29 protein-coding genes are annotated in these 23,579 nt (G+C 39.9%); 7 read left to right on the top strand and 22 right to left on the bottom strand.

Going from position 1 to position 23,579, the window contains the following annotated elements; all coding sequences use genetic code 11:
* Positions 1–76: 76 nt before the first annotated feature.
* Entirely contained in the window at positions 77–1,465 is a 1,389-nt protein-coding gene (locus tag NSQ62_RS03265; RefSeq protein ID WP_341322498.1) for an aldehyde dehydrogenase, read from the bottom strand.
* A gap of 237 nt (positions 1,466–1,702) precedes the next feature.
* On the opposite strand from NSQ62_RS03265, the gene NSQ62_RS03260 reads away from it, so the two are divergent.
* Both NSQ62_RS03260 and NSQ62_RS03255 read left to right on the top strand, forming a co-directional pair.
* The gene (locus NSQ62_RS03260) at positions 1,703–1,858 is read left to right on the top strand and encodes a hypothetical protein (RefSeq protein WP_341322497.1); all 156 of its coding nucleotides are present in this window, start codon (positions 1,703–1,705) and stop codon (positions 1,856–1,858) included.
* Positions 1,859–1,978: 120 nt separating this feature from the next.
* Positions 1,979–2,482 (top strand): hypothetical protein, encoded by a 504-nt coding sequence (locus tag NSQ62_RS03255; protein WP_341322496.1) that lies wholly within the window; start codon positions 1,979–1,981, stop codon positions 2,480–2,482.
* Positions 2,483–2,597: 115 nt separating this feature from the next.
* Here NSQ62_RS03255 and NSQ62_RS03250 read toward each other — a convergent pair whose 3' ends face one another.
* A complete protein-coding gene (locus NSQ62_RS03250) occupies positions 2,598–3,122 on the bottom strand; it encodes a YceI family protein (protein ID WP_341322495.1) in 525 nt (174 codons plus the stop codon).
* Between the two features lie 194 nt (positions 3,123–3,316).
* On the opposite strand from NSQ62_RS03250, the gene NSQ62_RS03245 reads away from it, so the two are divergent.
* Positions 3,317–5,293 carry a stalk domain-containing protein gene (locus NSQ62_RS03245; RefSeq protein WP_341322494.1) on the top strand — a complete coding sequence of 659 codons (1,977 nt, stop codon included), beginning with the start codon at positions 3,317–3,319 and terminating at the stop codon, positions 5,291–5,293.
* 118 nt (positions 5,294–5,411) lie between these two features.
* On the opposite strand, the gene NSQ62_RS03240 is transcribed toward NSQ62_RS03245, so the two are convergent.
* From NSQ62_RS03240 to NSQ62_RS03200, 9 genes are all read right to left on the bottom strand, one after another.
* Positions 5,412–6,236, bottom strand: a complete 825-nt coding sequence (locus NSQ62_RS03240) for an EfeM/EfeO family lipoprotein (protein WP_341322493.1) — start codon at positions 6,234–6,236, stop codon at positions 5,412–5,414.
* 12 nt (positions 6,237–6,248) lie between these two features.
* Complete coding sequence (gene srtB, locus NSQ62_RS03235) at positions 6,249–6,920, bottom strand: class B sortase (RefSeq protein WP_341322492.1); 672 nt, start codon at positions 6,918–6,920, stop codon at positions 6,249–6,251.
* A gap of 1 nt (position 6,921) precedes the next feature.
* Positions 6,922–7,692, bottom strand: a complete 771-nt coding sequence (locus NSQ62_RS03230; protein WP_341322491.1) for an ABC transporter ATP-binding protein — start codon at positions 7,690–7,692, stop codon at positions 6,922–6,924.
* Between the two features lie 8 nt (positions 7,693–7,700).
* Positions 7,701–8,654 carry an iron chelate uptake ABC transporter family permease subunit gene (locus NSQ62_RS03225; RefSeq protein WP_341322490.1) on the bottom strand — a complete coding sequence of 318 codons (954 nt, stop codon included), beginning with the start codon at positions 8,652–8,654 and terminating at the stop codon, positions 7,701–7,703.
* A gap of 67 nt (positions 8,655–8,721) precedes the next feature.
* On the bottom strand, positions 8,722–9,621 hold the full coding sequence (gene isdE / locus NSQ62_RS03220) for a heme ABC transporter substrate-binding protein IsdE (protein ID WP_341322489.1): 900 nt from the start codon (positions 9,619–9,621) through the stop codon (positions 8,722–8,724).
* Positions 9,622–9,772: 151 nt separating this feature from the next.
* Entirely contained in the window at positions 9,773–11,557 is a 1,785-nt protein-coding gene (locus NSQ62_RS03215) for an S-layer homology domain-containing protein (RefSeq protein ID WP_341322488.1), read from the bottom strand.
* A gap of 18 nt (positions 11,558–11,575) precedes the next feature.
* Positions 11,576–12,361, bottom strand: a complete 786-nt coding sequence (gene isdC, locus NSQ62_RS03210) for a heme uptake protein IsdC (protein ID WP_341322487.1) — start codon at positions 12,359–12,361, stop codon at positions 11,576–11,578.
* Between the two features lie 220 nt (positions 12,362–12,581).
* Complete coding sequence (locus NSQ62_RS03205; RefSeq protein WP_341322486.1) at positions 12,582–13,238, bottom strand: thermonuclease family protein; 657 nt, start codon at positions 13,236–13,238, stop codon at positions 12,582–12,584.
* A 13-nt stretch (positions 13,239–13,251) separates the two neighbouring features.
* On the bottom strand, positions 13,252–13,833 hold the full coding sequence (locus NSQ62_RS03200) for a phosphatidylglycerophosphatase A (protein ID WP_341322485.1): 582 nt from the start codon (positions 13,831–13,833) through the stop codon (positions 13,252–13,254).
* 119 nt (positions 13,834–13,952) lie between these two features.
* Here NSQ62_RS03200 and NSQ62_RS03195 point away from each other — a divergent pair, with 119 nt between their 5' ends.
* The 3 genes from NSQ62_RS03195 to NSQ62_RS03185 all read left to right on the top strand — a co-directional run bounded on the left by NSQ62_RS03195 (position 13,953) and on the right by NSQ62_RS03185 (position 15,703).
* Complete coding sequence (locus tag NSQ62_RS03195; RefSeq protein WP_341322484.1) at positions 13,953–14,672, top strand: alpha/beta hydrolase-fold protein; 720 nt, start codon at positions 13,953–13,955, stop codon at positions 14,670–14,672.
* A gap of 83 nt (positions 14,673–14,755) precedes the next feature.
* Positions 14,756–15,271 (top strand): YjcG family protein, encoded by a 516-nt coding sequence (locus NSQ62_RS03190; RefSeq protein ID WP_341322483.1) that lies wholly within the window; start codon positions 14,756–14,758, stop codon positions 15,269–15,271.
* Positions 15,272–15,274: 3 nt separating this feature from the next.
* Positions 15,275–15,703, top strand: a complete 429-nt coding sequence (locus tag NSQ62_RS03185) for a GNAT family N-acetyltransferase (RefSeq protein WP_341322482.1) — start codon at positions 15,275–15,277, stop codon at positions 15,701–15,703.
* 41 nt (positions 15,704–15,744) lie between these two features.
* Here the strand turns inward: NSQ62_RS03185 and NSQ62_RS03180 are convergent, their stop codons facing one another.
* From NSQ62_RS03180 to NSQ62_RS03155, 6 genes are all read right to left on the bottom strand, one after another.
* On the bottom strand, positions 15,745–15,993 hold the full coding sequence (locus tag NSQ62_RS03180; protein ID WP_341322481.1) for a stage VI sporulation protein F: 249 nt from the start codon (positions 15,991–15,993) through the stop codon (positions 15,745–15,747).
* 17 nt (positions 15,994–16,010) lie between these two features.
* On the bottom strand, positions 16,011–16,145 hold the full coding sequence (locus NSQ62_RS03175) for a YjcZ family sporulation protein (protein WP_341322480.1): 135 nt from the start codon (positions 16,143–16,145) through the stop codon (positions 16,011–16,013).
* A 63-nt stretch (positions 16,146–16,208) separates the two neighbouring features.
* Positions 16,209–16,577 (bottom strand): stage V sporulation protein AE, encoded by a 369-nt coding sequence (gene spoVAE, locus NSQ62_RS03170; protein WP_341322479.1) that lies wholly within the window; start codon positions 16,575–16,577, stop codon positions 16,209–16,211.
* The gene (locus NSQ62_RS03165) at positions 16,577–17,572 is read right to left on the bottom strand and encodes a stage V sporulation protein AD (protein WP_341322478.1); all 996 of its coding nucleotides are present in this window, start codon (positions 17,570–17,572) and stop codon (positions 16,577–16,579) included. Before NSQ62_RS03165 ends, spoVAE begins: the two co-directional genes overlap by 1 nt.
* Positions 17,566–18,021 carry a stage V sporulation protein AC gene (gene spoVAC / locus NSQ62_RS03160; RefSeq protein WP_341322477.1) on the bottom strand — a complete coding sequence of 152 codons (456 nt, stop codon included), beginning with the start codon at positions 18,019–18,021 and terminating at the stop codon, positions 17,566–17,568. Before spoVAC ends, NSQ62_RS03165 begins: the two co-directional genes overlap by 7 nt.
* 1 nt (position 18,022) lies before the next feature.
* Complete coding sequence (locus NSQ62_RS03155) at positions 18,023–18,424, bottom strand: YhcN/YlaJ family sporulation lipoprotein (protein ID WP_341322476.1); 402 nt, start codon at positions 18,422–18,424, stop codon at positions 18,023–18,025.
* Between the two features lie 159 nt (positions 18,425–18,583).
* Here NSQ62_RS03155 and NSQ62_RS03150 point away from each other — a divergent pair, with 159 nt between their 5' ends.
* Positions 18,584–19,096, top strand: a complete 513-nt coding sequence (locus tag NSQ62_RS03150; RefSeq protein ID WP_341322475.1) for a CotY/CotZ family spore coat protein — start codon at positions 18,584–18,586, stop codon at positions 19,094–19,096.
* A 40-nt stretch (positions 19,097–19,136) separates the two neighbouring features.
* Here the strand turns inward: NSQ62_RS03150 and NSQ62_RS03145 are convergent, their stop codons facing one another.
* The 5 genes from NSQ62_RS03145 to NSQ62_RS03125 all read right to left on the bottom strand — a co-directional run bounded on the left by NSQ62_RS03145 (position 19,137) and on the right by NSQ62_RS03125 (position 23,570).
* The gene (locus tag NSQ62_RS03145) at positions 19,137–19,448 is read right to left on the bottom strand and encodes a 4-diphosphocytidyl-2C-methyl-D-erythritol kinase (protein WP_341322474.1); all 312 of its coding nucleotides are present in this window, start codon (positions 19,446–19,448) and stop codon (positions 19,137–19,139) included.
* A 45-nt stretch (positions 19,449–19,493) separates the two neighbouring features.
* Positions 19,494–20,864 (bottom strand): magnesium transporter, encoded by a 1,371-nt coding sequence (gene mgtE, locus NSQ62_RS03140; RefSeq protein WP_341322473.1) that lies wholly within the window; start codon positions 20,862–20,864, stop codon positions 19,494–19,496.
* Positions 20,865–21,202: 338 nt separating this feature from the next.
* Positions 21,203–22,087 (bottom strand): RluA family pseudouridine synthase, encoded by an 885-nt coding sequence (locus tag NSQ62_RS03135; protein ID WP_341322472.1) that lies wholly within the window; start codon positions 22,085–22,087, stop codon positions 21,203–21,205.
* 11 nt (positions 22,088–22,098) lie between these two features.
* Positions 22,099–22,893 (bottom strand): NAD kinase, encoded by a 795-nt coding sequence (locus NSQ62_RS03130; RefSeq protein ID WP_341322471.1) that lies wholly within the window; start codon positions 22,891–22,893, stop codon positions 22,099–22,101.
* A complete protein-coding gene (locus NSQ62_RS03125; RefSeq protein WP_341322470.1) occupies positions 22,890–23,570 on the bottom strand; it encodes a GTP pyrophosphokinase family protein in 681 nt (226 codons plus the stop codon). The genes NSQ62_RS03130 and NSQ62_RS03125 overlap by 4 nt, the downstream gene beginning before the upstream one ends.
* Positions 23,571–23,579: the final 9 nt, after the last annotated feature.

The following is a 23,579-nucleotide window of genomic DNA, read 5'->3' as shown; positions in this document are numbered from 1 at the left end:
CAGCAGACATTAGAGAGCCCGACTTCCTTAACATATCAAAAGCCATTTCCCAATTGAAACAGGAAATGGCTTTTTTTTATTTCATAATCGTTCGTACTAATTTCACCTTTTGGTTATAAGGTGGGTAGAGTAAGCTATTCGCTAATTTATTTGAACGGTGCATAATTGATTTTGGGTGTGTGAAGTTTTCAAAACTTGCTTTCCCGTGATACGCCTTCACCCCTGATGGACCTACCCCGCCAAACGGTAAATGACTATTACCAACATGCGTAATAACGTCGTTTACACAGCCCCCACCAAACGGAAGCTCCTGCAAGAAGTAGTCAATCGCTTTCTCGTTTTCTGAGAACAAGTATGCACTCAGCGGCTTTGGTAATTGACGGATTTCATGAATTACTTTTGGGAATTGCTCGTATGTCAGTATTGGTAAAATCGGTCCGAATAACTCATCTTCCATTGATGGGCTTTGCCAGTCGACATTTTCTAAAACAGTCGGCTCCATGTATAAATCTTCACGGTCCGTACGACCACCTAACGTAACGGTAGCCCGTTCCAGGTCAAGCAGCTTCTGCAAGCGATCAAATTGGCGCGTGTTAATAATTCGGCCATAATCTGGGCTTTGCTGTGGGTCTTCCCCGTAAAATGCACGAATCGTCTTTTTCAAGATTTTCGCGAACTTTTTTGCTACTGTTTCATGAACCAGTACATAATCCGGAGCCACACATGTTTGACCCGTGTTATTAAATTTCCCCCACGCAATACGCTCTGCGGCTACTTCTAAATTGGCAGTTTGGTCAACGATAACCGGGCTTTTCCCACCTAGCTCTAGCGCAATTGGAGTTAAACGCTCTGCTGCGGCTTTAGCAATCACTTTTCCTACTGCCACACTACCGGTAAAGAAAATATAGTCAAACGGCGCATGAATTAAAGCCGTTACTTCTTCTTTTTCCCCTTCTACAACGCGCACATAATTTTCAGGGAAGGTTTCTTTAATAATGGTTTTCACAATAATGGCTGTATGGACAGCCGCTTCTGATGGCTTCACAATCGCCGTATTCCCTCCAACAAGCGCACCGATTAACGGCTCCATAATCAGCTGGAATGGGTAGTTAAATGGCCCAATAATGCATGTTACACCATACGGTTCACGCACAATATAACTTTTTGCCGGTTGAAAATGTAGCGGCGTTTTCACAGGCTCTGGCTCCATCCAAGCCGATACGTTTTTCACAAAATAGGAGATGCTATCATAGACAATACCAATTTCTGTAGCGTACGCTTCAAATTCACTTTTATGTAAATCTAATGCGAGCGCCTCGATCACTTGCGCCTCATATTTTTTAATCGTTTTCTTTAAATTCATTAATTGCTGCTTACGGAATTGGACATCTTTTGTCTTGCCTGTAAAATAAAAATCACGTTGATTTTCAATCATTTGTTCTACATCTTGAGCGGTAAAATTCATTTTTTTCATCCTTTCAGCAAAATCTATGCATAAATTATAACGCTTCTCACATATTAACTATAGTATTAACTACTACAGTCTCGGGAAAAAATCCTGCAAAATGAGGGAGGAAACTTTCATGTGAACGGAAAAATAGAAAAAAAATGTTTGCAGTCTATTGGAATTGGGAATTTCATTACTATCTACTACAGAACATAATATGCATTGCATAACAATCGTACAAAGGGGGATATAACAATGATGATAACTGAAACTTGGTGGGGCGAAATTTTTTCAGGCCCTTTATCAATCGGCTTAAACGAACAAAAGATCCAACAATTAGAGGACGAATCATTTTTATACTTCAACGAATATGCGGCAACACTTCCAACCGGCGAAGAATCAAATACTTAACATTTTAGGGACTGTCACAATTGACGGTCCTTTTTATTATTGATTTATGGCATAATAATATGTGCGAAAGTACAAAAATAGAATGTACCTATTCTAAAATTAAAAAGGAGGCACCCGTATTTGAAAAAACTTTTAAAAATCATGTTTGTTGCATTAATCCTTTTTGTTGGTGTTGTCTCTGTACAATTTATGATAAAAAGTAACGAAACGACAGACCCACAAAAAATCGAACAATCAAAAGCCGTCCCACCAGAGCAATTAAAGATTGAAACCATGAACGCAATCGCTCAAATCGTCTTACAACAATTTATTGAAAACATCATGCTCAACATGGAAATTGATGTTGTTGACGATGTGCAAAATATTGAAATTTCACTGCAAGCTTCTGAATTTATTGATGAGGATACATTATTAAAAGATAGCTATAATTTGTTGAAAGAAATTAAGAAAGTTGAGCGTGTGAACGACGTGACATTAAAATGGTTTATGAATGTCCGTAGTAAAAACACAGAAGCCCTCACTTTAACATTTGATGCCAAAACTGTTCAATCCATCGACGAGCACTCGTATCAGAATTTACCAACTGCTGCAGCTAGCTATTGGAAGCATGGCAATGTACGATAAACACAAATAAGGATCTGCCCAAGATGTAATTCTAGGACAGATCCTTTTTTATTGTCATGCAATTGCTTACTGCTAGTTCATGACGCAAAGCAATACGCTTTAGGCAAAAAAATCATTATGCTGGGTTTACTTCTATTTCGATGGCAATTTTTACATCTTTACCAACTAGGACCCCACCCGTTTCAAGTGCTGTGTTCCATATCAGGCCGAATTCTTCACGGTCGATTTTCGTTTCCCCTTCGAAGCCGTATACTTCAACACCCCAAGGATTTGTCCCTTTGCCGTTATATTCGACATCAAACGTCACGGGCTTTGTCATGTCTTTAATCGTTAAGTCACCGGTAATTTTATAATGATCGCCTGATTTTGTAATGCTTGTCGATTGGAATTTAATTGATGGGTATTTTTCCACATCAAAGAAATCTGCTGATTTTAAATGATTGTCTCGGTCTTCGTTTTTGGTGTTTATGGTTGCGACATCAATATCAATCGAAATTGTAGCTGTTGTTAAATCTTCTATGCTTTCTGAATCGACCGTAATTGAAAATTGATCGTATGTCCCTTTTACCTTTGAGACCATCATATGCTTTACTTGGAAACTAATACTAGAATGCGATGTATCCACTGACCACTTTGACATCTTTTCTACCACCTTTTTTGTAATTTAGAATTCCTTATGGCACTCTATCACTATATGATTCCCAAATCGCCACCATTCCAAACAATAATTTGTTAGTTTACGAAATTGGTTTTACTTACATGAAGGATTCCTCTAATATAATTAGGATATCATTTCACCTAAAAATGTATATTTAATGATTAGGAGGTAACATCATGAAGAAAGTAATTTATACCCTTATTTTTGCCCTAAGCTTTTCGTTAATTCCTCTTCAAACAGCTAGTGCTTCGGATTGGAAGCATGTTAAAGCCGGGATGGATTATCAAAAGGCAGGAAAATGCGAATTAGCAATTCCACAATATCAAAAAGCGATTACAATTGCTAAAAAAGCAAGTACATATCGTAGCTTAGCGAATTGCTACGAAATGCTAGGTCAACAACAAAACGCTGCAACAACACTTTACGCAGAGGCAGCCCTTCACCAACGCCTAGGTGATACACAAACGTATCTAGCAACAAAACAAAAGGCCGACAACTTAAACAGTGAAGTAGAAGTTCATTTCGAGGTGGACAAAGTAAACGCTGGTAATCTAGCAAAATACGAGCCTGCTAGTGGTGCTTACTTCGGTGCTTACATTGCACAAGATACACGTTATGAAGGTGCAAGTAATAAATACCCAAACAAATATACGGACTTCAATAACTTAGTCGGAAAACAGCACAGCACGTATTTTGTTTACCATAAATACGGCACTGAATTTCCAAAAGCAGTCGCAGAACAAGTAAAAGCGGCTGGTGGTGCATTACAGCTTGCATTCGAACCACATGAAGGCTTAAACTCCGTGCAAAATGATGCTTATTTAAAACAATTTGCTCAAGATGCAAAGGCAAGCGGTATTCCCGTTTTCTTACGCTATGCATCAGAAATGAATGGTACATGGGTTCCATGGAACGGTAATCCTACATTATACAAACAAAAATTCCAATTAGTTGCGAAAGTCATGCACGACAACGCACCAAATGTCGCGATGGTATGGTCACCAAACAGCATGCCTGCCGAAAAAGTTCATGATTACTACCCAGGAAATGCTTCAGTTGACTGGCTTGGAATGAGCATTTATTCAAACCCTTTTAACAACGGGAATGTTTCATTAAACACAGAGAATGTAAATCCACTTACATTCCTTGATACGGTTTACAACAAATATCCTACAAAGCCCATGATGATTTCTGAATTTGGCGCAAGCCACTTCTCGGAAGCCACTAACGGCACACGCAAAGACCAAACACAATTTGGCCAAGCGAAAATGCGCCTTTTCTACGAAGGCTTACGTTTAAAGTACCCACGTGTTAAATCAGTACACTGGTTTAGCGTAGATACACTAACATCTCGTTACGTATCAGAAGGTCGCCGTTTAAACAATTTCAGCCTAACAGCAAACAGTAAGATTCTTGAGACCTATAAAGAAATCGTTAAGCAAGATTACTTCTTATCAACTGTTGTTAACGGGGAATTTGTCTCTTCGTCAAAATCAGGTAAAGGGACAATCAATTTAAACAACGCAACTGTACGTACAGCAGGTAATTTAAATCTTGCGACCTACGTAAAAACATATGACCCATATGTCTCAAAAGTCGTTTATGAATTAAATGGTAAAACAGTTGGCCAATCAACTGCGTTCCCCTATGATTTATCAATAGCTACCTCTTCTTTACAAGCAAGCAATAAATTAAAAGTAACGGTTTATGATTCAAAAAATAAAGTTGCAACAACAAAAACAGTCAACTTCAAAAAAGCTGGTGCAGTCGGCAATTTACAACCGGGGCAATTACAGTTATTTATGAACGACAAAGCGGCGTTCACAGCTGATGGTATTTCTGAGCTTTCAGTAGCACCTTATTCAACAGGCGGCCGCACACTAGTTCCGATTCGTTTCATCAGTGAGAACTTAAACAGTAAGGTTGATTACAATGCTTCTACAAAGCGCATTACAATCAAAAAAGGGACGTCTTCAATCATGTTAACAATTGGGTCGAAATCGGGCTCAATTAACGGCAAAAACGTATCACTAGAAGCAGCACCAATCGTGAAAAATGGGACAACCTTCGTACCATTACGTGTTGTCGCAGATGGTTTAAATGCCAAAGTAAATTACGACACTAAAACACAAGGTATTAGCATTTCACAGTAAACCTAAAAAGGCTCGCATGGAACGATTAATTCCAATGCGAGCCTTTTTTATAATATTTTTTCGCTGCGCTAGCGGCAGGGTTTGGGATTGGTAGGACCATATCCGAAGGTCAATGGTTTTATTTCAACGTATCATTCATTTGCTGTAACGCATCTTTTACATCCGTAACTGCTTTTGTTAATTCTTCTTTTTGCTTATTTGTAAAGAAACTATAGTTGACGTAATCTTCTTTTCCAACCTCATAATAAGCGACAGCCTCGTCTAATATTGCTGCTTTTTCTGTTGCTGTTTTTGCCGTTTCTGGCTCTACTCGTGACGTAAAGATACCAATAATTTTTTGTACGGCTTCATTTTGTGCCTTTACTGCGTACACTTCATTATTTGCTGGGCTTGTTTTAGCTAGGCGCTGTGTCGTTTGTTCAAGCATCAAAACAGCAGATGCTAACACATTGTTTTGTGATACGTCTAAGCTGTTTAGTTCTTGCTCTAACGTTTTAACATCTGTCACTAATTGATCGACAACGACATCAAAGCCTGATGAATTTTTCAATGTGAATAGCCCCTGCGCTAAACGGTTAAAGCCTGTTGCTTCCTCTTCCTTACCTTCTTCAACGGCTCCGTTAATCGCCTGGTCTAATTCACCAAAGTTCGCTGTTAATGGCTGCATGCGCTCGTAGTACATCGTTACAAGTGGGAATAATTTTTGTGCACCTTCTACATTCCCCTCGTTTACGTATTTAGCAAGTAGCTCCGTATCCGCTACAAAATCAGCCATTTGTTCTTTCGTAAACTGCTTAAAGCTTTCCGCTTCTGCACTTACATTAATTGTTTGTTGCTCTTCTTGTTGCTCCACTGGCTGTTCTTCTACTGCTTCTTCTTTCGTCCCGCATGCTGTTAACACTGACGTTGCAAGTAATGCGACGATTAATTTATTGTATTTCATATCTTTCACCTCTTAGTGTTCTTGTTCAACAACTTTTGCATGAACAACAAAGCGTTCCTTGTCGTTTGTTGAAGTCGTACAAGTTGAAAACGTTACGATTTTGTCTTGTACCGTCACGTCTATCGGCATCGAAATAACCGAGCGTGATTGAATATTTTGTATAAATTGTGTAAACGTTTCGTCTGTAAATTGTGTTTCAATGTAATAGTGGTCGGTCGTTGTTTCATAGGCTGCAAATACTTGAAGTGCATAGTGCTTTCCAGCAAATTCAAAATAAAACACTAGATGATCTTCCGCATAGCTTTGTTCAGCAAAATTCGCTAACTCTCCAAACATCGTACCATTGCGCAATACATGTCCATAAAAAATCGTATGCTTGTCCTGTAATGCTTGATTGCGGTAATCTACAAAAATGCTACCCCCGCGACTCTTTTCGTCCAAGTAATTATGCGATAAATAATAGTCATTATTATCGGCTTGTAGTACTGGATTATCGAGACGCGTCCCTTCAAGTGACAGCCAGCCAATAATTTGATCGTTTTGCTGCTGCAATTGTTCAAGTTCGGTTTGCTGTGCTTGCTGTAAATCGTTTTCGACCTTTTTGTAGCTTATCACATATTGTACAAGGATAAACGCACAAGCCATCATGACAATAACACTTAATGCTCGAATAATGTTACGCATCTTAAATGCTTACTGGCAGCATATACAAGCCTAATTCTTCGTCCTCATGGAACACAGAATTCACCCCGTATACGTCCTTAATGACTTCTTTTGTAATGACCTCACGCGGTGCACCTTCTGCCACGACATTGCCTGATTTCATTAAAATAATATGGTCGCTATAACGAATGGCCTGGTTTATATCATGTAGCACCATGACAATCGTTAAACCGTGCTCTTCATTTAACTGCTTTACAAGCTCTAACAGCTCTAGCTGATAATATATATCTAAATACGTTGTTGGTTCATCTAGACACAGCATTTCTGATTTTTGTGCTAATGCCATCGCAATCCATACCCGTTGGCGTTCGCCACCTGACAACGCCGATAAATCCTTCTCGCGTTTTCCAACTAGATTTGTACATTGAAGGGCCCATGTTACCGCTTCTTCGTCTTCTGCTGATTTCTTTTGAAACAACGAAGAATACGGCATGCGGCCATACATGACCAGCTTTTCAACCGTTAAATCTTGCGGAATATCATTTTGCTGATAAACAATCGCAAATTTTTTCGCGAATTCCTTTGGCTTATATTCCACTAAATCGCGATTTTCTAACATCGCTTGTCCATCGAGCGGTTTATTATTACGTGACATGACGCCAAGTAACGTTGATTTACCGCAGCCGTTTGGTCCAATAATTGTTGTTACTTTGCCTTTTGGAAACTGCGTCGACACGCCATTTAAATGTTTCGTCGTGCCATCATATGAAACAACTACTTGTTTAATTTCCATGTTTTTTGTCACTCTTTTCTAAGTAGGAATATTAAGAATGGTCCACCGATAATGGCCATAATGGTAGATGCTGGGATTTCCATCGGATGAAACAGCGTACGTCCTAGCGTATCTGCTAATAATATAATAAATGCGCCTAAAAGTGCTGTAAAAGGAATCAACACCTTATGATCATAGCCGACTAAACGACGCGCAATATGTGGGACTAAAATACCAACGAACGAAATAACCCCCGCTACTACAACAGAAGATGCCGCTAGTAATACCGCAACCGCTGCAATAATCACACGAGAAATCGTCACGTTAAAACCAACACTTTTTGCTGTTTTGTCTGATAGTACTAACACGTTACACCATACATATAAGATAAATGCTAAAATCAACCCAATGGAGCCGTACGTGACGATTAGTGACACATCATCCCACGTTTTTAATGATAAGTTTGACGTAATCGCACCTGTTGAAGATGCACCAAAGCTAATCATTGCTTCTGTAAGTCCTGAGAACATGGCGTTAATAGCGATCCCGACTAAAATTAATTTTAGCGGATTTAAGCCGGATTTCCATGAGAGTAAGAAGACGAAGAAACAAGCTAGTGCCCCCCCGATAAAGGCTGCAATAGGCGTGAAGAAAAATAACGTAGGCACAAAGCTCACAATAAATAATTTCGTAAACGCTGCACCTGCAGAAATTCCGATAAACCCCGCATCTGCTAACGGGTTACGCATAATCGCTTGTAGTAACACACCTGCAACAGACAGCGCTGCCCCCGCAAAAATTGCTACGATGATCCGTGGGAAACGTAAATCTTTGATTGCAGCCATATTGGCATTGTCGGCATTAAAAAAATTCGTAATAAATTCAACAAACGACATTTTAATACTTCCGGTCGTCGCTGCATATATAATCGTAACAAGTAGTAAAAGTACAACCGTTACATAGCTAACTATCTTTTTTGTCACAGCAAACACCCTTTATCCCTTTATTAAAAAAACACCTCTCACCCCATTAGGAGCGAGAGGCGATTAGTTACTTATAAAAAATTCCGACTAGTTCATTTAATGCATCTGGTACGTTAAGTGCTGCCGTTGTGCCAAATAGCTCTTCTTCTAAGTCGTATACATTACCATTCTTTACCGCATTAAAATGTTTCCATACGTCGTTTGTTACGAATTCTTCGTCAAACATTTTAATAACCTCGTCCGGCATCCCGTGTGCCAAACGTAAAATAATGTCTGGGTTCGATTCATATAAGTACTCCGTATTTGACGGTAAATATTCTGCATCCTGCCCCGCCATCACGTTTTCGCCTCCAGCTAAACGGACTAAGTCACCTGCATAAGAATTTTCGGTTGCTACTAAATAACTACCTGGTACACCAAGTAAAATCAGTACGCGCGGCTTTTCTTTACCTGTTGATGCAATTTCAACGGCATCCATTTCTGCTTGAAGCTCCGCGTTTAACGCTTTTGCTTCCTCTACACGGTTGTAGCGCTCACCCAGTTCGGTAATTTCAGCCATCATTGCTTCAATTCCTGATAAATCAACGAAATCGACCGGAATTTTTAATTGCTCAAACTTTGTTTTTAAATCGTATTCCAACGTTGAAACCGACAAGACTTCTGTTGGGTTCAGCGATTTAATAATTTCAGCATCTGGATCCATAGCATTACCGATATTTGGTAGCCCGTCAAAACGTGCTGGTAATTCTTTTACGGTATCGGGTACCGCCACGGCGTCTAAATTTAATTTATCTAAAATTTGTGCTAACACAACGGTACCTGCAATAATACGGTACTCTTCCTCAACAGCTGTTTGTGCGCCTGCTGTTTCGTTTGTTTTTGGCTCTTCGACCTGCGTTGTTTCATCGTCGCCACAAGCTGCTAATAGGCCGATGCTAAGCGCTAAGCCTAATACCCACTTTTTCACGTTATTTCCCCCTCGTTGATTAAACTGAAGTAAAATTTCATAAATGTTAGATGGAATTTTACCTCAATTTAATGTCTTATTCATTGTACCCGTTATCTTGAAAAAAGGCAGTGACTCCCGTACCCACGGGAGTCCTGCACTTCTAAACATATTATTTTAATTCTAATAACACGTTTAATGTGTTATTTACGATTTTAGCCATTTGAGAGCGTGTTAATACAGCATTTGGTGTTACTTGACCGTTATAACCAGTCATGATACCTAAGTTGTTTAATTCGTTAATTGCTTTTACAGCTTCGGCATCTTTTGGTAAGTCTGTGAAGTTTGATGTAACGCCTGTAGCTTTATAGCCGTTTTTCTCTAATACACGGTAAATCATTAGTGCCGCATGTTGACGTTTGATGCCATCGCCAGCGCCAAATGTAGTTGCAGAAGTACCGTTAATAATACCGTATGCATTTAATGCTTTAACTGCATCTTGTGTTTCTTGATCTAACTTCGCGATATCTGTGAAGTTTGTTGTTGCTGGTACGTCTAAATCTAATGCACGGTTAAGCATTAACGCAAATTGGTAACGTTTTAATGTATCTTTTGGATTGAATTTATCTGCTTCTTTGAAGATACCTTCTTCATATAAAGTTTCAATAAATTCTTTATGATTATCGTTAGTAATATCAGAGAATGGTGCTACTAATTTAGATAATTTCATTTGGAAGTCATGTGCTGTTTCATATAGTACTTGACCGCCAACAATTACTTTTAAATCTGCAGTAGCTGTATACATTTTTTCTAAGTCATCTACTGAAACTGTGTAGATTTTAACTGTATTTTTGCCAACTTCTTTTTCTGATTTAAGTGCTACTGTCGCACCTTCAACCGTGAAGTCTAATAAATGTTGACCTTCTGGGAATGTCAATTCTAAATCATAGCCACCCTCAGTAGCTGTAACTGTTACTTCGTCATCTAAATATTTATTGTGCATAATTGATAATTCTTGCGTACCATCTTTATATGATGTTACAGACTTTCTAACTGGGGCTGTAGGTAATTCTAAATCAGCTGTTTCAAGTGCGAAATTGAATTCATACCATTTATCCATGTTTGCAGAAGCTACGACTACATGTACTGCCGCTTCTTGTAAATCACTAATTGATGCGATTTCAACTGTGTAAACGCCATCTTTTTCAGTTGCTTCTTTACCACCAATTTTTAGTGCTGCAACCATATCTTTAGAACCTTCTGTAACTGTTAATTGCACAAAGTATTTACCGTTTCTAACTAGTAACTTTGCATCTGGAGCGAAATGATTTGTAATCGCTTTGTAGTTGCCCACTTTTTCTTTGTAAGCGTCCCATTTCACAGCGTACTTACCATTTGCTACAAACTCATACGTGTTACCTTCTGCGAAGATTTTTTCTTCTACTGCTGGCTTTTCTTCAGCAGGTTTTGTTTCAGCTGTAACTTCTTTAATTGTTTCTTTATATGGAGTTAATGTTGCTTTGTAGTCTACAGGATCTTTTCCTACAAATGGAATTGTCATATTTAAAGAAACTTCTACAGGTGCATAGTTAGTCGCTATAGGGATATAAATCACTTTATTTCCACCATATTCGTGCAATGCTGGTTGACCACCAACAGTAATACTATTTACCATACCAAGCACCGATTCAGATAATTCTAATTGAATAAACTGTTGACCATTACGCTCAACTAATTCACCTGATGTTGGGATAAAGCGTTGTAAAGATTCTGAACCTTGCGCTGCTTCTACCTTAAAATCAATTGTCTTAACTACGGCTGCCGAAGTTGTTACTGCTTCAGTTGTGCGAGTTGTTTCGCCACCTACTTCTGCGTTAACTGCGATTGCTGGTACGATTGCTGATGTTGCTAATAATGAAGCTAACACCGCTTTTGTTGCTTGAGATTTCTTAGCCATTGTCATTTTCCTCCTGTATTAACTATTTGTTTTTGTCTGTTTTGTGCGAACGAATACGATCGCCGCTACGATGAATAAAAGTGCCGCAAGTAACGGTAACTCATCGCTCGTCTCTGGATTTTCTACAACCTCAGCCTGCTCATCTTGCACTGTGTCCGCTACAACTTCTTCCGACGTCGTTGCTTCTTCTTTTGCCACTTCGCCTTTAGCTTTTTCTGCACTATCTACAGGCTTTGATGATTCAGTTGTTGATTCTTTCGGTTCTGTTGTTGCTGGTGTATGTGAAGAAGTATTACTTCCTGACGATGTTTTTGGCGCTTCTGTAGGTGCAGCCGGTTTAACTGGCTGTTGCGTTTCTTGTTTTGGTTCCTCGACTTTTGCTTCTGGCAAGCCTGAGCTATCAAACACAAAATCTACACTATATGCATGGTGGTAATCGATATCATCAATATCAATTTTCATCGCAATTGTAATGAGATTTGCATTTGCTACCGAAAATTGAACGACACGTTGATCCGCACCTTCATTTGCTGAAATTACTTTCGCGCCACCTGGTGGATTAAACTGTGTTACCCATGCGCTATTTTTTATTGTTAGCTGCATCGTCATTTTACCATTATTTACAATCAATTTCGCCGGCTTTGAAAAATAATCATTAGCCATTGAAGCCGAGTTGCTCCCCGGTTTATTTACTTGATAGTTAATCGAGTATGTACCATCTGCAATTGCTGCATTCGATTGTACTGGTGCCATAAACGCTAGCATGAAAACCATTGTTATTACTGTTAAGAAATATTTTCTCAAGTCAATTTCTCCTCCCTTATTATCAGATTGCCAATTGTCCAATAGAGAACATTTCTCATTGCCCTAATTAGCATGCCATAAATCGCGCCGTTTCTCAAATGACAACGTTCTCACTTTCCATAAAAATTTCACATCTATTGTGGAAGGTTCATGAATTTGTTGGATTTCACGCTTGATTTAAATCAGAAAAGCGTACTACAGCATCGTAGCACGCCCTCGCTTACTTATTAACTTCTTCCGGATGGAAACCATCGCGTTGTAAATAGTTTTCATGTGCCCAAATATTTAGCTTTTGATTTTTTGCTTGCTGTTCGATATCACGTAAATCATCTGCAAGTGTATCGTTCGGTTTATTTACATAACGCACAGCAGCTAAGCCTTCACTTACTAAAATTTCATGTAAGCTCACACCATCAACAAATGCATAAGTTAATAAACGATCATAGTTATCTGTTTCAGGTCCTTTGTCGAATACTAACTGTACTGACGTTGCATTTTTTAACAGCTCTGTCGTACGTTCCATTGCTGCTTCCGCATATGGCATCGGTTCACCTTTATTGTAGTTCATTTCAGGTGTATCAATCATTAATAAACGAACACGCTCTTTTTTACCATTCATTTCAATGTTGAACGTGTCGCCATCATTAGCATTTAAAAACTTCACATCGATTAATGACTTACCTGTTTGATCCATAGCATATTGAGGTGTGATTACGTATTCCGTCGTTTCCCCAGTTTGCTGTTCTTGCGTAATCGGTATCGATTGCTCAACGGTGTCTTTGCCATCGTCCATTGTATTACTGAAAATTAAATACAAGCCAACAGCTAAAATAATCGTACCACTCGTAATGAGCGTTTTAATATCGCTTAATTTCATGTTAAATCCCTTTCTACATCTCTTTGTTCGATTTTGGTTTCGGTCCTAGTGCTTCTGGTGGGATTGCGGCAAATGTCTCGCCATCTTCTTCTAAGTCACGCATACGATGTGCTAAACGTGAAGCTGCACACGCCGCGATGCTACCAACTAGATCATCTAAAAACGTATTAACTGATTCGCCTGCTTTTGTATCCAGCTTTTCGATAATCCCAATCTTTTGCTTATCTAAATGACCGAACGTCGTTACCGCAATACTTCCGTAAGTAAATACAGAACCTAGCGCTAATGTTTCATCTACCCCAAATAAGCCCTCATCAGACTCAATAATTTTTTGTAATGTTGGTGATAGCATTTTCTTTTCTGCTAGTTCATCTAATTCAATACCGACTAATACGGCATGTTGCACTTCACGCTTATTTAAGACGCGTTCTACCGAATAAATACAGTGCTCAATCGTTAACCCTTCGTTATAAGGTGATTGCATTGTATAGACGATTTCTGCAATATCTTGAATTTCTACATGGCGGCGTAATAACGCATCATGCGTTGCTTTCGTCACTTCATCAGAGTGCACTCGAATTCTTTTGTTATGCATAGTAACTTCCTCACTTCAAAATAAATTTAGCGTACTTCTATCCAGCTCTCTCTATATTACAACTTTATTTTTCTTTATGATACAATTTTGATGACAAAAGGATGACAGGAGTGACTGTTTTGGAAAAAGGCACAGTAAAAGACGTTGCTTTTTTTAGTAATGCATTAAACGAGGAATTAGAATTGTTAATCTATATTCCAGCCAACTATTCCCCACTATATGCATATAACATTTTAATTGCATCGGACGGTAAGGATTACTTTCAGCTTGGCGGAATCCCGCGCTTAGCTGACCAGTTAATTGATGATTATATTATTGAAAATATGATCATCGTTGGCGTCCCTTACAAAGACTATGCGGATCGTAAACGTAAGTATATCCCAACAGGCGATCAATTCGAAGCCTACATGCGCTTTTTAGCTCATGAATTAGTTCCTTATTTAGATGAAGAATTTTCAACCGCGCAAATGGGTGGCGGTCGCGCGCTCATCGGAGACTCAATGGCTGCAACAATTTCTCTTATGACCGCTATTCATTACCCGAATATTTTTGGTAAAGCCATTTTACAATCACCTTTTATTGACGAACATGTTCTTAACACGGTTCGCGAAGCAAAAAATTTAGATATGCTATCGCTTTACCATATTATTGGCCTACGTGAAAAAGAAGTAATCTTAAAGGACAAATCCGTGAAAGACTTTTTGACACCGAATCGTGCGTTGCATCAACTGTTTTTGGAATTAGGGATTGATACGTTTTACGAAGAATTCGATGGTAACCATACATGGACGTATTGGAAGCCTGATTTGAAGCGGGCGCTCGTTGAAATTTTCGGATAATTAACGGAGCGGGAAATTTTTATTCACATAATTTTCTGTTATAATAAAATGACATTTGGTAAATATTTTAGGGGGTAATGAATTTGAAATATGGTATTGTTGCTTTTCCATCGAAAAAAATACAAGATTTAGCAAACACTTATCGAAAACGCTATGACCCGCATTACGCATTAATTACACCGCACATTACGTTAAAAGATGCCTTTGATGCGGATGAATCACAAATTAGCGAGATTTCTAAAGCATTAGAAGACATTTCGACTCGCTTTGCACCGTTACAAATTCATGCTTCTCGAATTAGTTCATTTTATCCAACAACCAACACCATCTTTTTCCGTGTAGAGCCTACACCTCAATTAGAAAGTGTGCATAAGTCCCTTCAAGAAAACATTAAATATGGTGCACCTAAGTTTGTGTTCTCACCGCATATTACCATCGCACAAAAGATTAATGACTCAGAGCACGATGATATCTTCAGTCAACTGCGTATGTTTGGCGTAGATGAAAAGGACATCATCGATCGCATTCATTTACTATATCAACTTGAAGACGGCTCATGGACAACCTATGATACCTACAAATTGACTGGAGCTGAGTAACACGTGTTTGACGTAAAATTAGTGACAACTGACGAAGACCGCGAGCGTGCATTTGCGCTACGTAAAGAAGTTTTCGTTAAAGAACAAGGCGTACCGCTTAGTTTAGAGCTAGACGAACATGATGCCACTGCGATTCATTTTATCGTCAATGACGGTGAAGATACAATCGCAACAGCACGTCTACGTGAAATTGAGCCGAAAATCGGCAAAGTGGAGCGTGTTTGCGTACTTAGTTCCTACCGTGGAAAACGTCTTGGCGTATTAATCATGAAAACAGTGGAGCAATACGCAAAAAGCATCGACTTCAAAACATTAAAACTAAACGCGCAAAGCTATGCTGTGCCGTTTTATGAAAAGCTAGACTATGTCGTAACGTCTCCAGAATTCATGGACGCCGACATCCCACACCGCGCCATGGAAAAAGAACTTTAACACACAAACCCCTGCTAAGCATGTACTCAGCAGGGGTTTTTTTACTTCATCATTTTCTCTATCTTCGTAAAGTCTAGTGATTGGCCGTCTTGTACAATAGAATTTACAATGTTATCTTCCAGCTCTTTTGTAATCGGCTTATTCGCAAGTCGACTTACCTTTTTCACAATTTTACGCACCTGCTTTTCATCTGCAAAATTTGCATGTGTTAACGCATTCGCAAGCGCCATAATTTCATCAAAATTCACACCTGTTTTTTTCTCAATTCGTTTTGAAAAAGACCCTTCCATTATTGTTTGCCCCCTCTTTAAATAAACACACTACCCACAATGATTAATAAAATAAAGAGCACGACAATTAATACAAAGGTACCACTATTATTGCCGCCATACCCAGGAGATTCATAGTTATAGTCTTGCTGCCAGCCGCCGTATCCCGACATTCAAAATACCCCCCTTCTATTTTTTAGTGTATGCACACTAGAATAAGAAAGAGGGGTAATCGTCTAGACTTTTCCTTTTGGCTTAAAAATAAGGGCTGCGATAAAGCCAAATAAAATGGCTGAGCTAATTCCGGAGCTTGTCACCTCAAACATCCCCGTCAGAACACCAATCCAACCGTGTTTTTCGGCTTCTGCTAACGCACCATGTGTCAGTGAATTACCAAACGACGTAATCGGAATCGTCGCACCTGCTCCAGCAAAATCAATTAACGGCTCATACAAATTAAAACCATCTAAAATAGCGCCAACTACAACTAAAATCGACAAAGTATGTCCCGGCGTTAGCTTTCCAATATCCATTAATAATTGACCCATGACACAAATCAGTCCACCAACAACAAATGCAATTAAAAATGTAAACCCGATACCCATCACCCCATCCCGATTTCAACTGCGTGTGCCGTACATGGAATCGTTTGTCCTTGCTGAAACGATAATGGAGACAACAACGCACCTGTTGCAACAAGCAATACTTTTTTGTAGCGGCCTGTTTTAAATTGCTCCAGCATATAGCTGCTATAAACAGATGCCGAGCACCCCGCACCGCTAGCCCCTGCTAAAAAGGATGCATCCTCACCAAAAAACTCCGCACCGGCATCACGGAATCTCGCTAAATCTTCTTTTTTCACACCACTTTGCGCAAACATCGCAAGTAAAATTTTCAAGCCAATCTTCCCTAAATCCCCAGTCATTATTACATCATAGGTTTGCAAGGTCTGCCCGCGCTTTTCTAAATGTGCCTGTATCGTATCAAACGCTGCAGGTGCCATCGCGCCACCCATATGAAATGGATCTGTCGCCCCAAAATCGATGACCTTCCCTACCGTTGCCGCTTCAATGACTGGCATTTTTTCCTGGTGCTTGCCGATCAATACAAAGCCAGCACCCGTTACAGTCCACTGTGCAGTTGCAGGCTTTTGGGCACCATAATCAACCGGATATCGAAATTGTCGTTCAACTGAATTATGCTGACTCGAAGCACCCGCAATTGCAAAATCACTTGCGCCCAGCTCCGTTAACAATGCCGCAACAATAATAGAAGAAACTGACGTTGCACAAGCAGAAAATAGACCAATAAATGAGACCGCTAGTTCCTTTGCAGCAAAATTTGTTGGCGTCATTTGATTAATTAAATCGCCACCTAACAAATAATCAATATCCAAGTTATTTAAATTCGTTTTTTTAAGTATGAGCTGGCATGCCTCTGAAATGAGCACCGCATTCCCTTTTTCATTCGTTTGTTTGTGAAAACGCTCATCGTCCATTATTTTATCGAAGTACGTTTGATAAACACTACGCTTTTCTAGCGGACCAACAACAGCAGCTGAAGCAAGTATGGACGGCTTTGACGGGAAAACAATTACCACGAGACCACCCCAATCGATACTAAAATCAGCTTAACTAGGGCGACAAAAAATGCTGATACAACACCAAATAAAATAACAGAGCCCGCAAGCTTAAACATGTTGCTACCAACGCCTAATACGAGCCCTTCCGATTTATACTCAATTGCCGCTGAAATAACCGCGTTGCCAAACCCTGTCACTGGCACGGCACTCCCCGCTCCCGCAAATTGACCAAGCTTTTGATACAAGCCAAAACCGGTCGCAAGCATCGCTAAGAAAATCATCGTGGCAACGGTTGGATTACCGACTGTTTTTTCGGTGAAATCAAAAAACATCATATAAAAATACGAAATCGCCTGTCCGACCACGCAAATAATCCCTCCAACAAAAAACGCTTTCAATACATTAAGGAGTACCGGTGTTTGTGGGGTTAACTGCTCTTTCAACGTATTATACTGTTGCTCTTTCACGTCATGTTTCCTCCTTTGCTAGCTTCTTTAAATCCTCCAATTTTTGCTGGACCTTTTGCTGACTTTTTTCTTCAAGCAGTTTTGATGATTCCCAATACAACTTAAAATCAGTTGACACGAGTACAGCTTTTTCTTTAAATTGCTTTTCAATTTTTTTCTGCCATTTCTCTTCGATTTTTTGCTTTTTCCATTTCGTAAATGGTTTGAGCTGAAGTGCAACAAAAATTTCATTTTCAACGAGTAAAATATTCGCTTGCTCAATTTGATCATCATCTTTAAAGAGCTGTGCGACTTCGCTTTGTAGCTTATCGTCATTGGTATTCTTATACGTCTCTACCTGGCCTTTTTCACTACAGCCCGCTACTAGCAGTAATAAAAACAGAACTAGCCATTTATTTTTCATAACAGCCCACCTTGCATCGAAAGTTGCTTAAAGTATAGCCGCGGCATCATTCATTTATTCAATTGGCTATTGGAACTTTTACGACAGTGAGCATTCGCCCGTTTCATGTAGATTTCAATTCATATTTTAGTAAGAGCTCAGCGTAAAGGAGGTGAAATTATGGGGTGTGGTAGAGCTGATAATAATGTAGGTGGCCAATCAACAAATGGCTGCGTTTGTGAAGTGGTACGTGCGATTTTAGAAATTCAAAATGCAGCGGTGCAGGATGAATGTTCGACATGTACAACAAACTGTTTCTTAGAGCCTCTTGGTGGAATCGTCAACCCAGCGCGCTCTTCAGCTGATACACGTGTGTTCACATTACTTAACAAAGATGGTTCGCCGTTCTTTGCAACGTTTAGTTCAACGAGCGATGAGCCACCTTGCGTATCCATCTACTTCCGCGTTGAAGATATTTTCGATGGTTGCTGCGCGACGTTACGTGTACTCGTTCCCGAGGATGACAACGGTCGTACAGTCGACTTATTAAATAATGACGGGACAGCAATTTCCTTCCGCGATGTTTGTCGTGTGACACGATTTGTCGCATCAGATAGCTGTGTAACAGTTAACTTGGATTGCTTCTGCGCCGTGCAGTGTATTGACGACGTAGACCTTGGCATTTGTAATTAAAATAAAGATAAAAAAAGGAGCCAGTAACTTTGGCTCCTCTTTACATTGTATGCTGAATCATGACAATATCCGACGCTTTAATCCAACGCTTATTATGAAAACAATTGAGTAGTACTTCATTTGCCTGCAAGCGGTCAATTGATGCATAAATACGCTCACCATCATTCATTAAAAATAAGAGCATGCGCGGCTCTTTCAACGGTTTCGAAAAATAACTTAATTGTTTTTTTACTAACGCATTTGTTGTTTTTTCAACAGCGGTAGGTACAAAAATCGATGTACTCTCCTCTTGTTCAATCACTTGCTTTATAAACTTTGGACTCGCAATATAAAGTAGCGGCTGCCCATCCATGCTGCACATCCTTTTTCATACAATATGCAACCAAAAAGCAATTCGCTACATAATTTGGTTAATAAACGTCGAGGCTAAGCCTAAGTAAATAACGATACTTGTTACGTCATTTAATGTCGTAATAAACGGACCGGATGCAACGGCTGGGTCAACACCGAGCTTGTGCATAATAATCGGAATAAACGAGCCCGCTAATGTCGCGACAATAATGGAGCAACAAATGGCCGCGCCAACGAGTAGCCCAATGATAAACGTACCTTTCCAAATGAAAATAATGCCCACAACAAGTGCTCCGCTAACAAGCCCCATAATGAGACCCGTACTTAATTCACGCAACACCAATCGAAATTTACTCTTCCCACCGATATCACCTGTCGCAATACCACGAATGGCTACGGCAAGTGCCTGTGTCCCACTATTCCCCGAAGTCCCCGAAATCAGTGGAATAAATGTCGCAAGTAACGCGACCTTATCTAACGTCGCTTCAAAAATCCCCATTAACCCAGATGTAATCATCCCTAAAAACAGTAAAATGATTAACCAAGGCAGACGTTTACCAGCCGCCTTTATCGGACCAGAATCAATATCATCCATATCAGAAATCCCGGCTAATTTTGAGTAGTCGTCTTCCGCTTCTTCATCGATAACGTCAATAATATCATCGACGGTAATAATCCCTTGTAGCTCACGTTCATCTGTAATAACAGGGATTGCTATAAAGTTATAGTCTCTCATTAACGTCGCAACTTTTTCCTGATCGTCTGTCACTTTCACAGACACAATTCTATCACTCATAATATCGCGAACATATAGATCGCCTTCCGCTACAATGAGCTCACGAAGCGATAATACCCCGCACAATTGATGTTGATCGTTGACAACAAAAATATAGTAAATCGTTTCTGCTGTTTGCGCTTCTTGACGTAGCACGCGCATTGCTTCGCGTACGGTTGCCGTTTCTTGTACCGAAACGTACTCCTTTGTCATAATCGCTCCGGCTGTATATTCTTCATAGCCTAACAGCTCATTAATCTCTTCGACAGTTTCGTCATCCATCATGTCTAAATAGTTTTCACGTTGCTCTGTATCTAATTCGTTTAAAATGTCTACTGCATCATCGGCGTACATAAAACCAAGCATCGCCGCACCGTATGACGTATCCATTTCATTTAAATAGTTTTCATATTCATCATCATCGAGTTCAATTGCCTCAAAAATTTGGGCCATTTCTTGAGGAGACAAAAACTGATAGATCGTCTGTCGTATATCAGGGCCCACCTCTTCATAAAACTGCGCTTGATCATATGGGTGAAGTTCTAAAAAATGCTCACGGAATGTTTCAATGTTTTCTTCATCAAGTAACATGCGTAAAAAGGATTCATCAAAATGAACGCCATTGTTTTTTTCTTCTATCATGCTGTCCCCTCCTCTCGTGTGTTCATGACGCATTATTTTAGTACGAAATTTCAAGTAGCGTCAAGCACTTATTTATTTCACTATTATTTTAATCTATTCACTACGCTTTTGCTTGGATTATTTCTAACATCATGAGGCTATTCACTAATTTCAGCTCATCACCATAATACGGGGTTGCTTTTTCGAATTTAGTCTTACTTTTTGGATTGCTGGGCTACGGCATGAGCGCATTACGGCCATGTGGTACGTGTCCATAATACCGTATTTCCCCAACTTTTAGTTATGGGCCCTAATTTTACTAAATAAAAAAGATGCCACGCAATGTTGGCATCTTTCCGTTATTTTAATACTTCTATAATATCCTGTGGCAGCTCGCATTCAAATTGCACGGGTTGCTTTGTTAGTGGATGAATAAACGCCACATAACGGCAATGTAACGCTTGGCGACCTAGCTGTGCGCGATCGCCTCCGTACAATTCATCACCAACTAATGGGTGACCAATAAAACTCATATGCACACGAATTTGATGCGTACGGCCTGTATGTAGCTTTAAGCGTACGTGCGTTGTTTCCGCTTTACGCGCCAGTACCGTTACATCCGTATGCGCAAACTGACCATCTTCGCGTACTTCCCGTTCAATAATGCTCGTATCCTTTCGACCAATTGGCGCGATGATCGACTTTGTGTCCGTAGTTACAATCCCTTCTACGACCGCCTCATATTCTCGATGTACAAGTCCCGCCTGTTGCTGCTCGCTCATTAAGTGATGAATATGTCGGTGCTTCGCAATCACCATTAAACCTGATGTATCACGGTCTAAACGCGTGACGATATGCACGGTCGATGCGAGCTGTTTTGTTTCAAAATAGCCACAAATAAAATTAGCTAAACTACCATCTGGATGCTCCCGAGATGGAATCGAGCTCATAAAGGCGGGCTTATTAATAACAAGTAGCGCCTCGTCCTCATAGACAATATCAAGTTGCCCTTGCTGTGGAATCAGGCCGTCACTTACTTGCTCTAGGGGGAAAAGAATCGTTACCTCATCCCCTACAGCAAGTGGATGACGGACGTTTTTTTCTTCGCCATTGACATAAAGTGCGCCACCATCGAATTTAATCGCCGTGAGCGCACGCTTTGAAATGCCCCATGTAGCAATCGCTTCTCGCAGCAATTGTCCTGGGACTTCATTTATAAATTGTAATTGAAATCGTTTATCCATAATGCCTCATTCTATTCGTTTGAAATAAATGAATCGTGCACACGCTCCCAAAATGGGAATGGGCGGAAACGAGCAAAACGAACCTTTTCGTTTGCCACGTTAAATGTAATCGATTTTACATCCGTTTCGACCATGCTAATGTGATCCACTGTCATATTAAATTGCTGCTCGTTGACTGGCTTTAATACACAGTTATGATGCGCAGGTAACACGAGCGATGCCCCAACGGTACGGAAAACGCGGTTATTAATCGACGCCATTTCAGTAATTTGGAATGCTTGCAGTGTTGGGTGAATAATCGCGCCACCTAATGCCTTATTATAAGCCGTACTTCCTGATGGCGTTGAAATACATAACCCGTCCCCACGGAAGCGCTCGAAATGCTCTCCGTTTAGTTCGACATCCATCACAAGCGTGACGTCTGGTGATTTAATCGTTGCTTCATTCAGTGCTAAATACATGCTCGATTCCGAGTGATGACGATGCACCTGTACTTCTAACAGCGGATATTCGACCACATTAAATTCCTTTTTCGCGATGGACAGCACAAGCTTTTCAAGTTCGGATGGCTTCCAGTCTGCATAAAAACCTAAGTGACCTGTATGAATGCCAACAAATGCGGTTTTGTCTAAGCGATTGGCGTATCGGTGAAAGGCATGTAGCAGCGTTCCATCTCCACCTATAGAAAGGACAATTTCAGGTTCTTCATCATCAAATTGTAAACCGAAATCAACTAAATACGATTTTGCGAGCTCCATCAATTCGTTTGATTGGTCATCTCGGCGTGATTGAATGGCAAATTTCATGAACGTTCACGCTCCTCTTTGTCATTTGACTTATGGATTGCTGGATTCGTTGCTTCTTTTATTTCACTAAAGTAGGCCTGTGCCTCTTGAATTTCGCTGCGAATGGACGACATCTCTTCGTCTAAACGGAACGCTGCTTCTGCTGCACTTTGTAGACGATTTTTAATTTCTTCAGGGAAAATCCCTTTATATTTATAGTTCAGTGAATGCTCAATCGATGCCCAGAAATTCATTGCTAATGTACGAATTTGGATTTCTGCTACAACCACGATACGCCCTTGAATTGTTTCTACAGGATATTCCACAATCATATGATGCGAACGATATCCGCTCGGCTTACTATGTGTAATATAATCTTTTTCTTCAATGATTGTCATATCATTGCGTTGGCGAATCAGCTCGGCCACTGTTGCAATATCATCTACAAACTGACACATAATACGTGCGCCTGCAATATCTTGTAACTCGTTACCTAAATGCGCCGTTGGTTCAAATGGGATGCCTTTTGCAAGCGATTTATCATATATACTAGCAAGTGGTTTTACGCGTCCTGTTACAAATTCAATCGGTGAATTCCCACTCATAATCCCGAACTGTGAACGCATCCCTTTTAATTTAATTTTCAATTCGTCCACTGCTTGTTTATATGGACTTAAAAATATTTCCCATTGTCCCATTTACAAAAA

The sequence above is a fragment of the Solibacillus sp. FSL H8-0523 genome (assembly GCF_038051985.1).
In the GTDB taxonomy this organism is placed as follows: Bacteria; Bacillota; Bacilli; order Bacillales_A; family Planococcaceae; genus Solibacillus.
Note: the sequence above shows the minus strand (reverse complement) of the source record. Positions and strands in the feature narration are given on the sequence as shown.

Coding starts and splice junctions, on each gene's coding strand:
- NSQ62_RS03265 (WP_341322498.1), bottom strand. CDS start 1,465: ATGAATTTTACCGCTCAAGATGTAGAACAAATGATTGAAAATCAACGT.
- NSQ62_RS03260 (WP_341322497.1), top strand. CDS start 1,703: ATGATGATAACTGAAACTTGGTGGGGCGAAATTTTTTCAGGCCCTTTA.
- NSQ62_RS03250 (WP_341322495.1), bottom strand. CDS start 3,122: ATGTCAAAGTGGTCAGTGGATACATCGCATTCTAGTATTAGTTTCCAA.
- NSQ62_RS03245 (WP_341322494.1), top strand. CDS start 3,317: ATGAAGAAAGTAATTTATACCCTTATTTTTGCCCTAAGCTTTTCGTTA.
- NSQ62_RS03240 (WP_341322493.1), bottom strand. CDS start 6,236: ATGAAATACAATAAATTAATCGTCGCATTACTTGCAACGTCAGTGTTA.
- srtB (WP_341322492.1), bottom strand. CDS start 6,920: ATGCGTAACATTATTCGAGCATTAAGTGTTATTGTCATGATGGCTTGT.
- NSQ62_RS03230 (WP_341322491.1), bottom strand. CDS start 7,692: ATGGAAATTAAACAAGTAGTTGTTTCATATGATGGCACGACGAAACAT.
- NSQ62_RS03215 (WP_341322488.1), bottom strand. CDS start 11,557: ATGGCTAAGAAATCTCAAGCAACAAAAGCGGTGTTAGCTTCATTATTA.
- NSQ62_RS03205 (WP_341322486.1), bottom strand. CDS start 13,238: ATGAAATTAAGCGATATTAAAACGCTCATTACGAGTGGTACGATTATT.
- NSQ62_RS03200 (WP_341322485.1), bottom strand. CDS start 13,833: ATGCATAACAAAAGAATTCGAGTGCACTCTGATGAAGTGACGAAAGCA.
- NSQ62_RS03180 (WP_341322481.1), bottom strand. CDS start 15,993: ATGGAAGGGTCTTTTTCAAAACGAATTGAGAAAAAAACAGGTGTGAAT.
- NSQ62_RS03175 (WP_341322480.1), bottom strand. CDS start 16,145: ATGTCGGGATACGGCGGCTGGCAGCAAGACTATAACTATGAATCTCCT.
- spoVAE (WP_341322479.1), bottom strand. CDS start 16,577: ATGGGTATCGGGTTTACATTTTTAATTGCATTTGTTGTTGGTGGACTG.
- NSQ62_RS03155 (WP_341322476.1), bottom strand. CDS start 18,424: ATGAAAAATAAATGGCTAGTTCTGTTTTTATTACTGCTAGTAGCGGGC.
- NSQ62_RS03150 (WP_341322475.1), top strand. CDS start 18,584: ATGGGGTGTGGTAGAGCTGATAATAATGTAGGTGGCCAATCAACAAAT.
- NSQ62_RS03145 (WP_341322474.1), bottom strand. CDS start 19,448: ATGGATGGGCAGCCGCTACTTTATATTGCGAGTCCAAAGTTTATAAAG.
- mgtE (WP_341322473.1), bottom strand. CDS start 20,864: ATGATAGAAGAAAAAAACAATGGCGTTCATTTTGATGAATCCTTTTTA.
- NSQ62_RS03135 (WP_341322472.1), bottom strand. CDS start 22,087: ATGGATAAACGATTTCAATTACAATTTATAAATGAAGTCCCAGGACAA.
- NSQ62_RS03130 (WP_341322471.1), bottom strand. CDS start 22,893: ATGAAATTTGCCATTCAATCACGCCGAGATGACCAATCAAACGAATTG.
- NSQ62_RS03125 (WP_341322470.1), bottom strand. CDS start 23,570: ATGGGACAATGGGAAATATTTTTAAGTCCATATAAACAAGCAGTGGAC.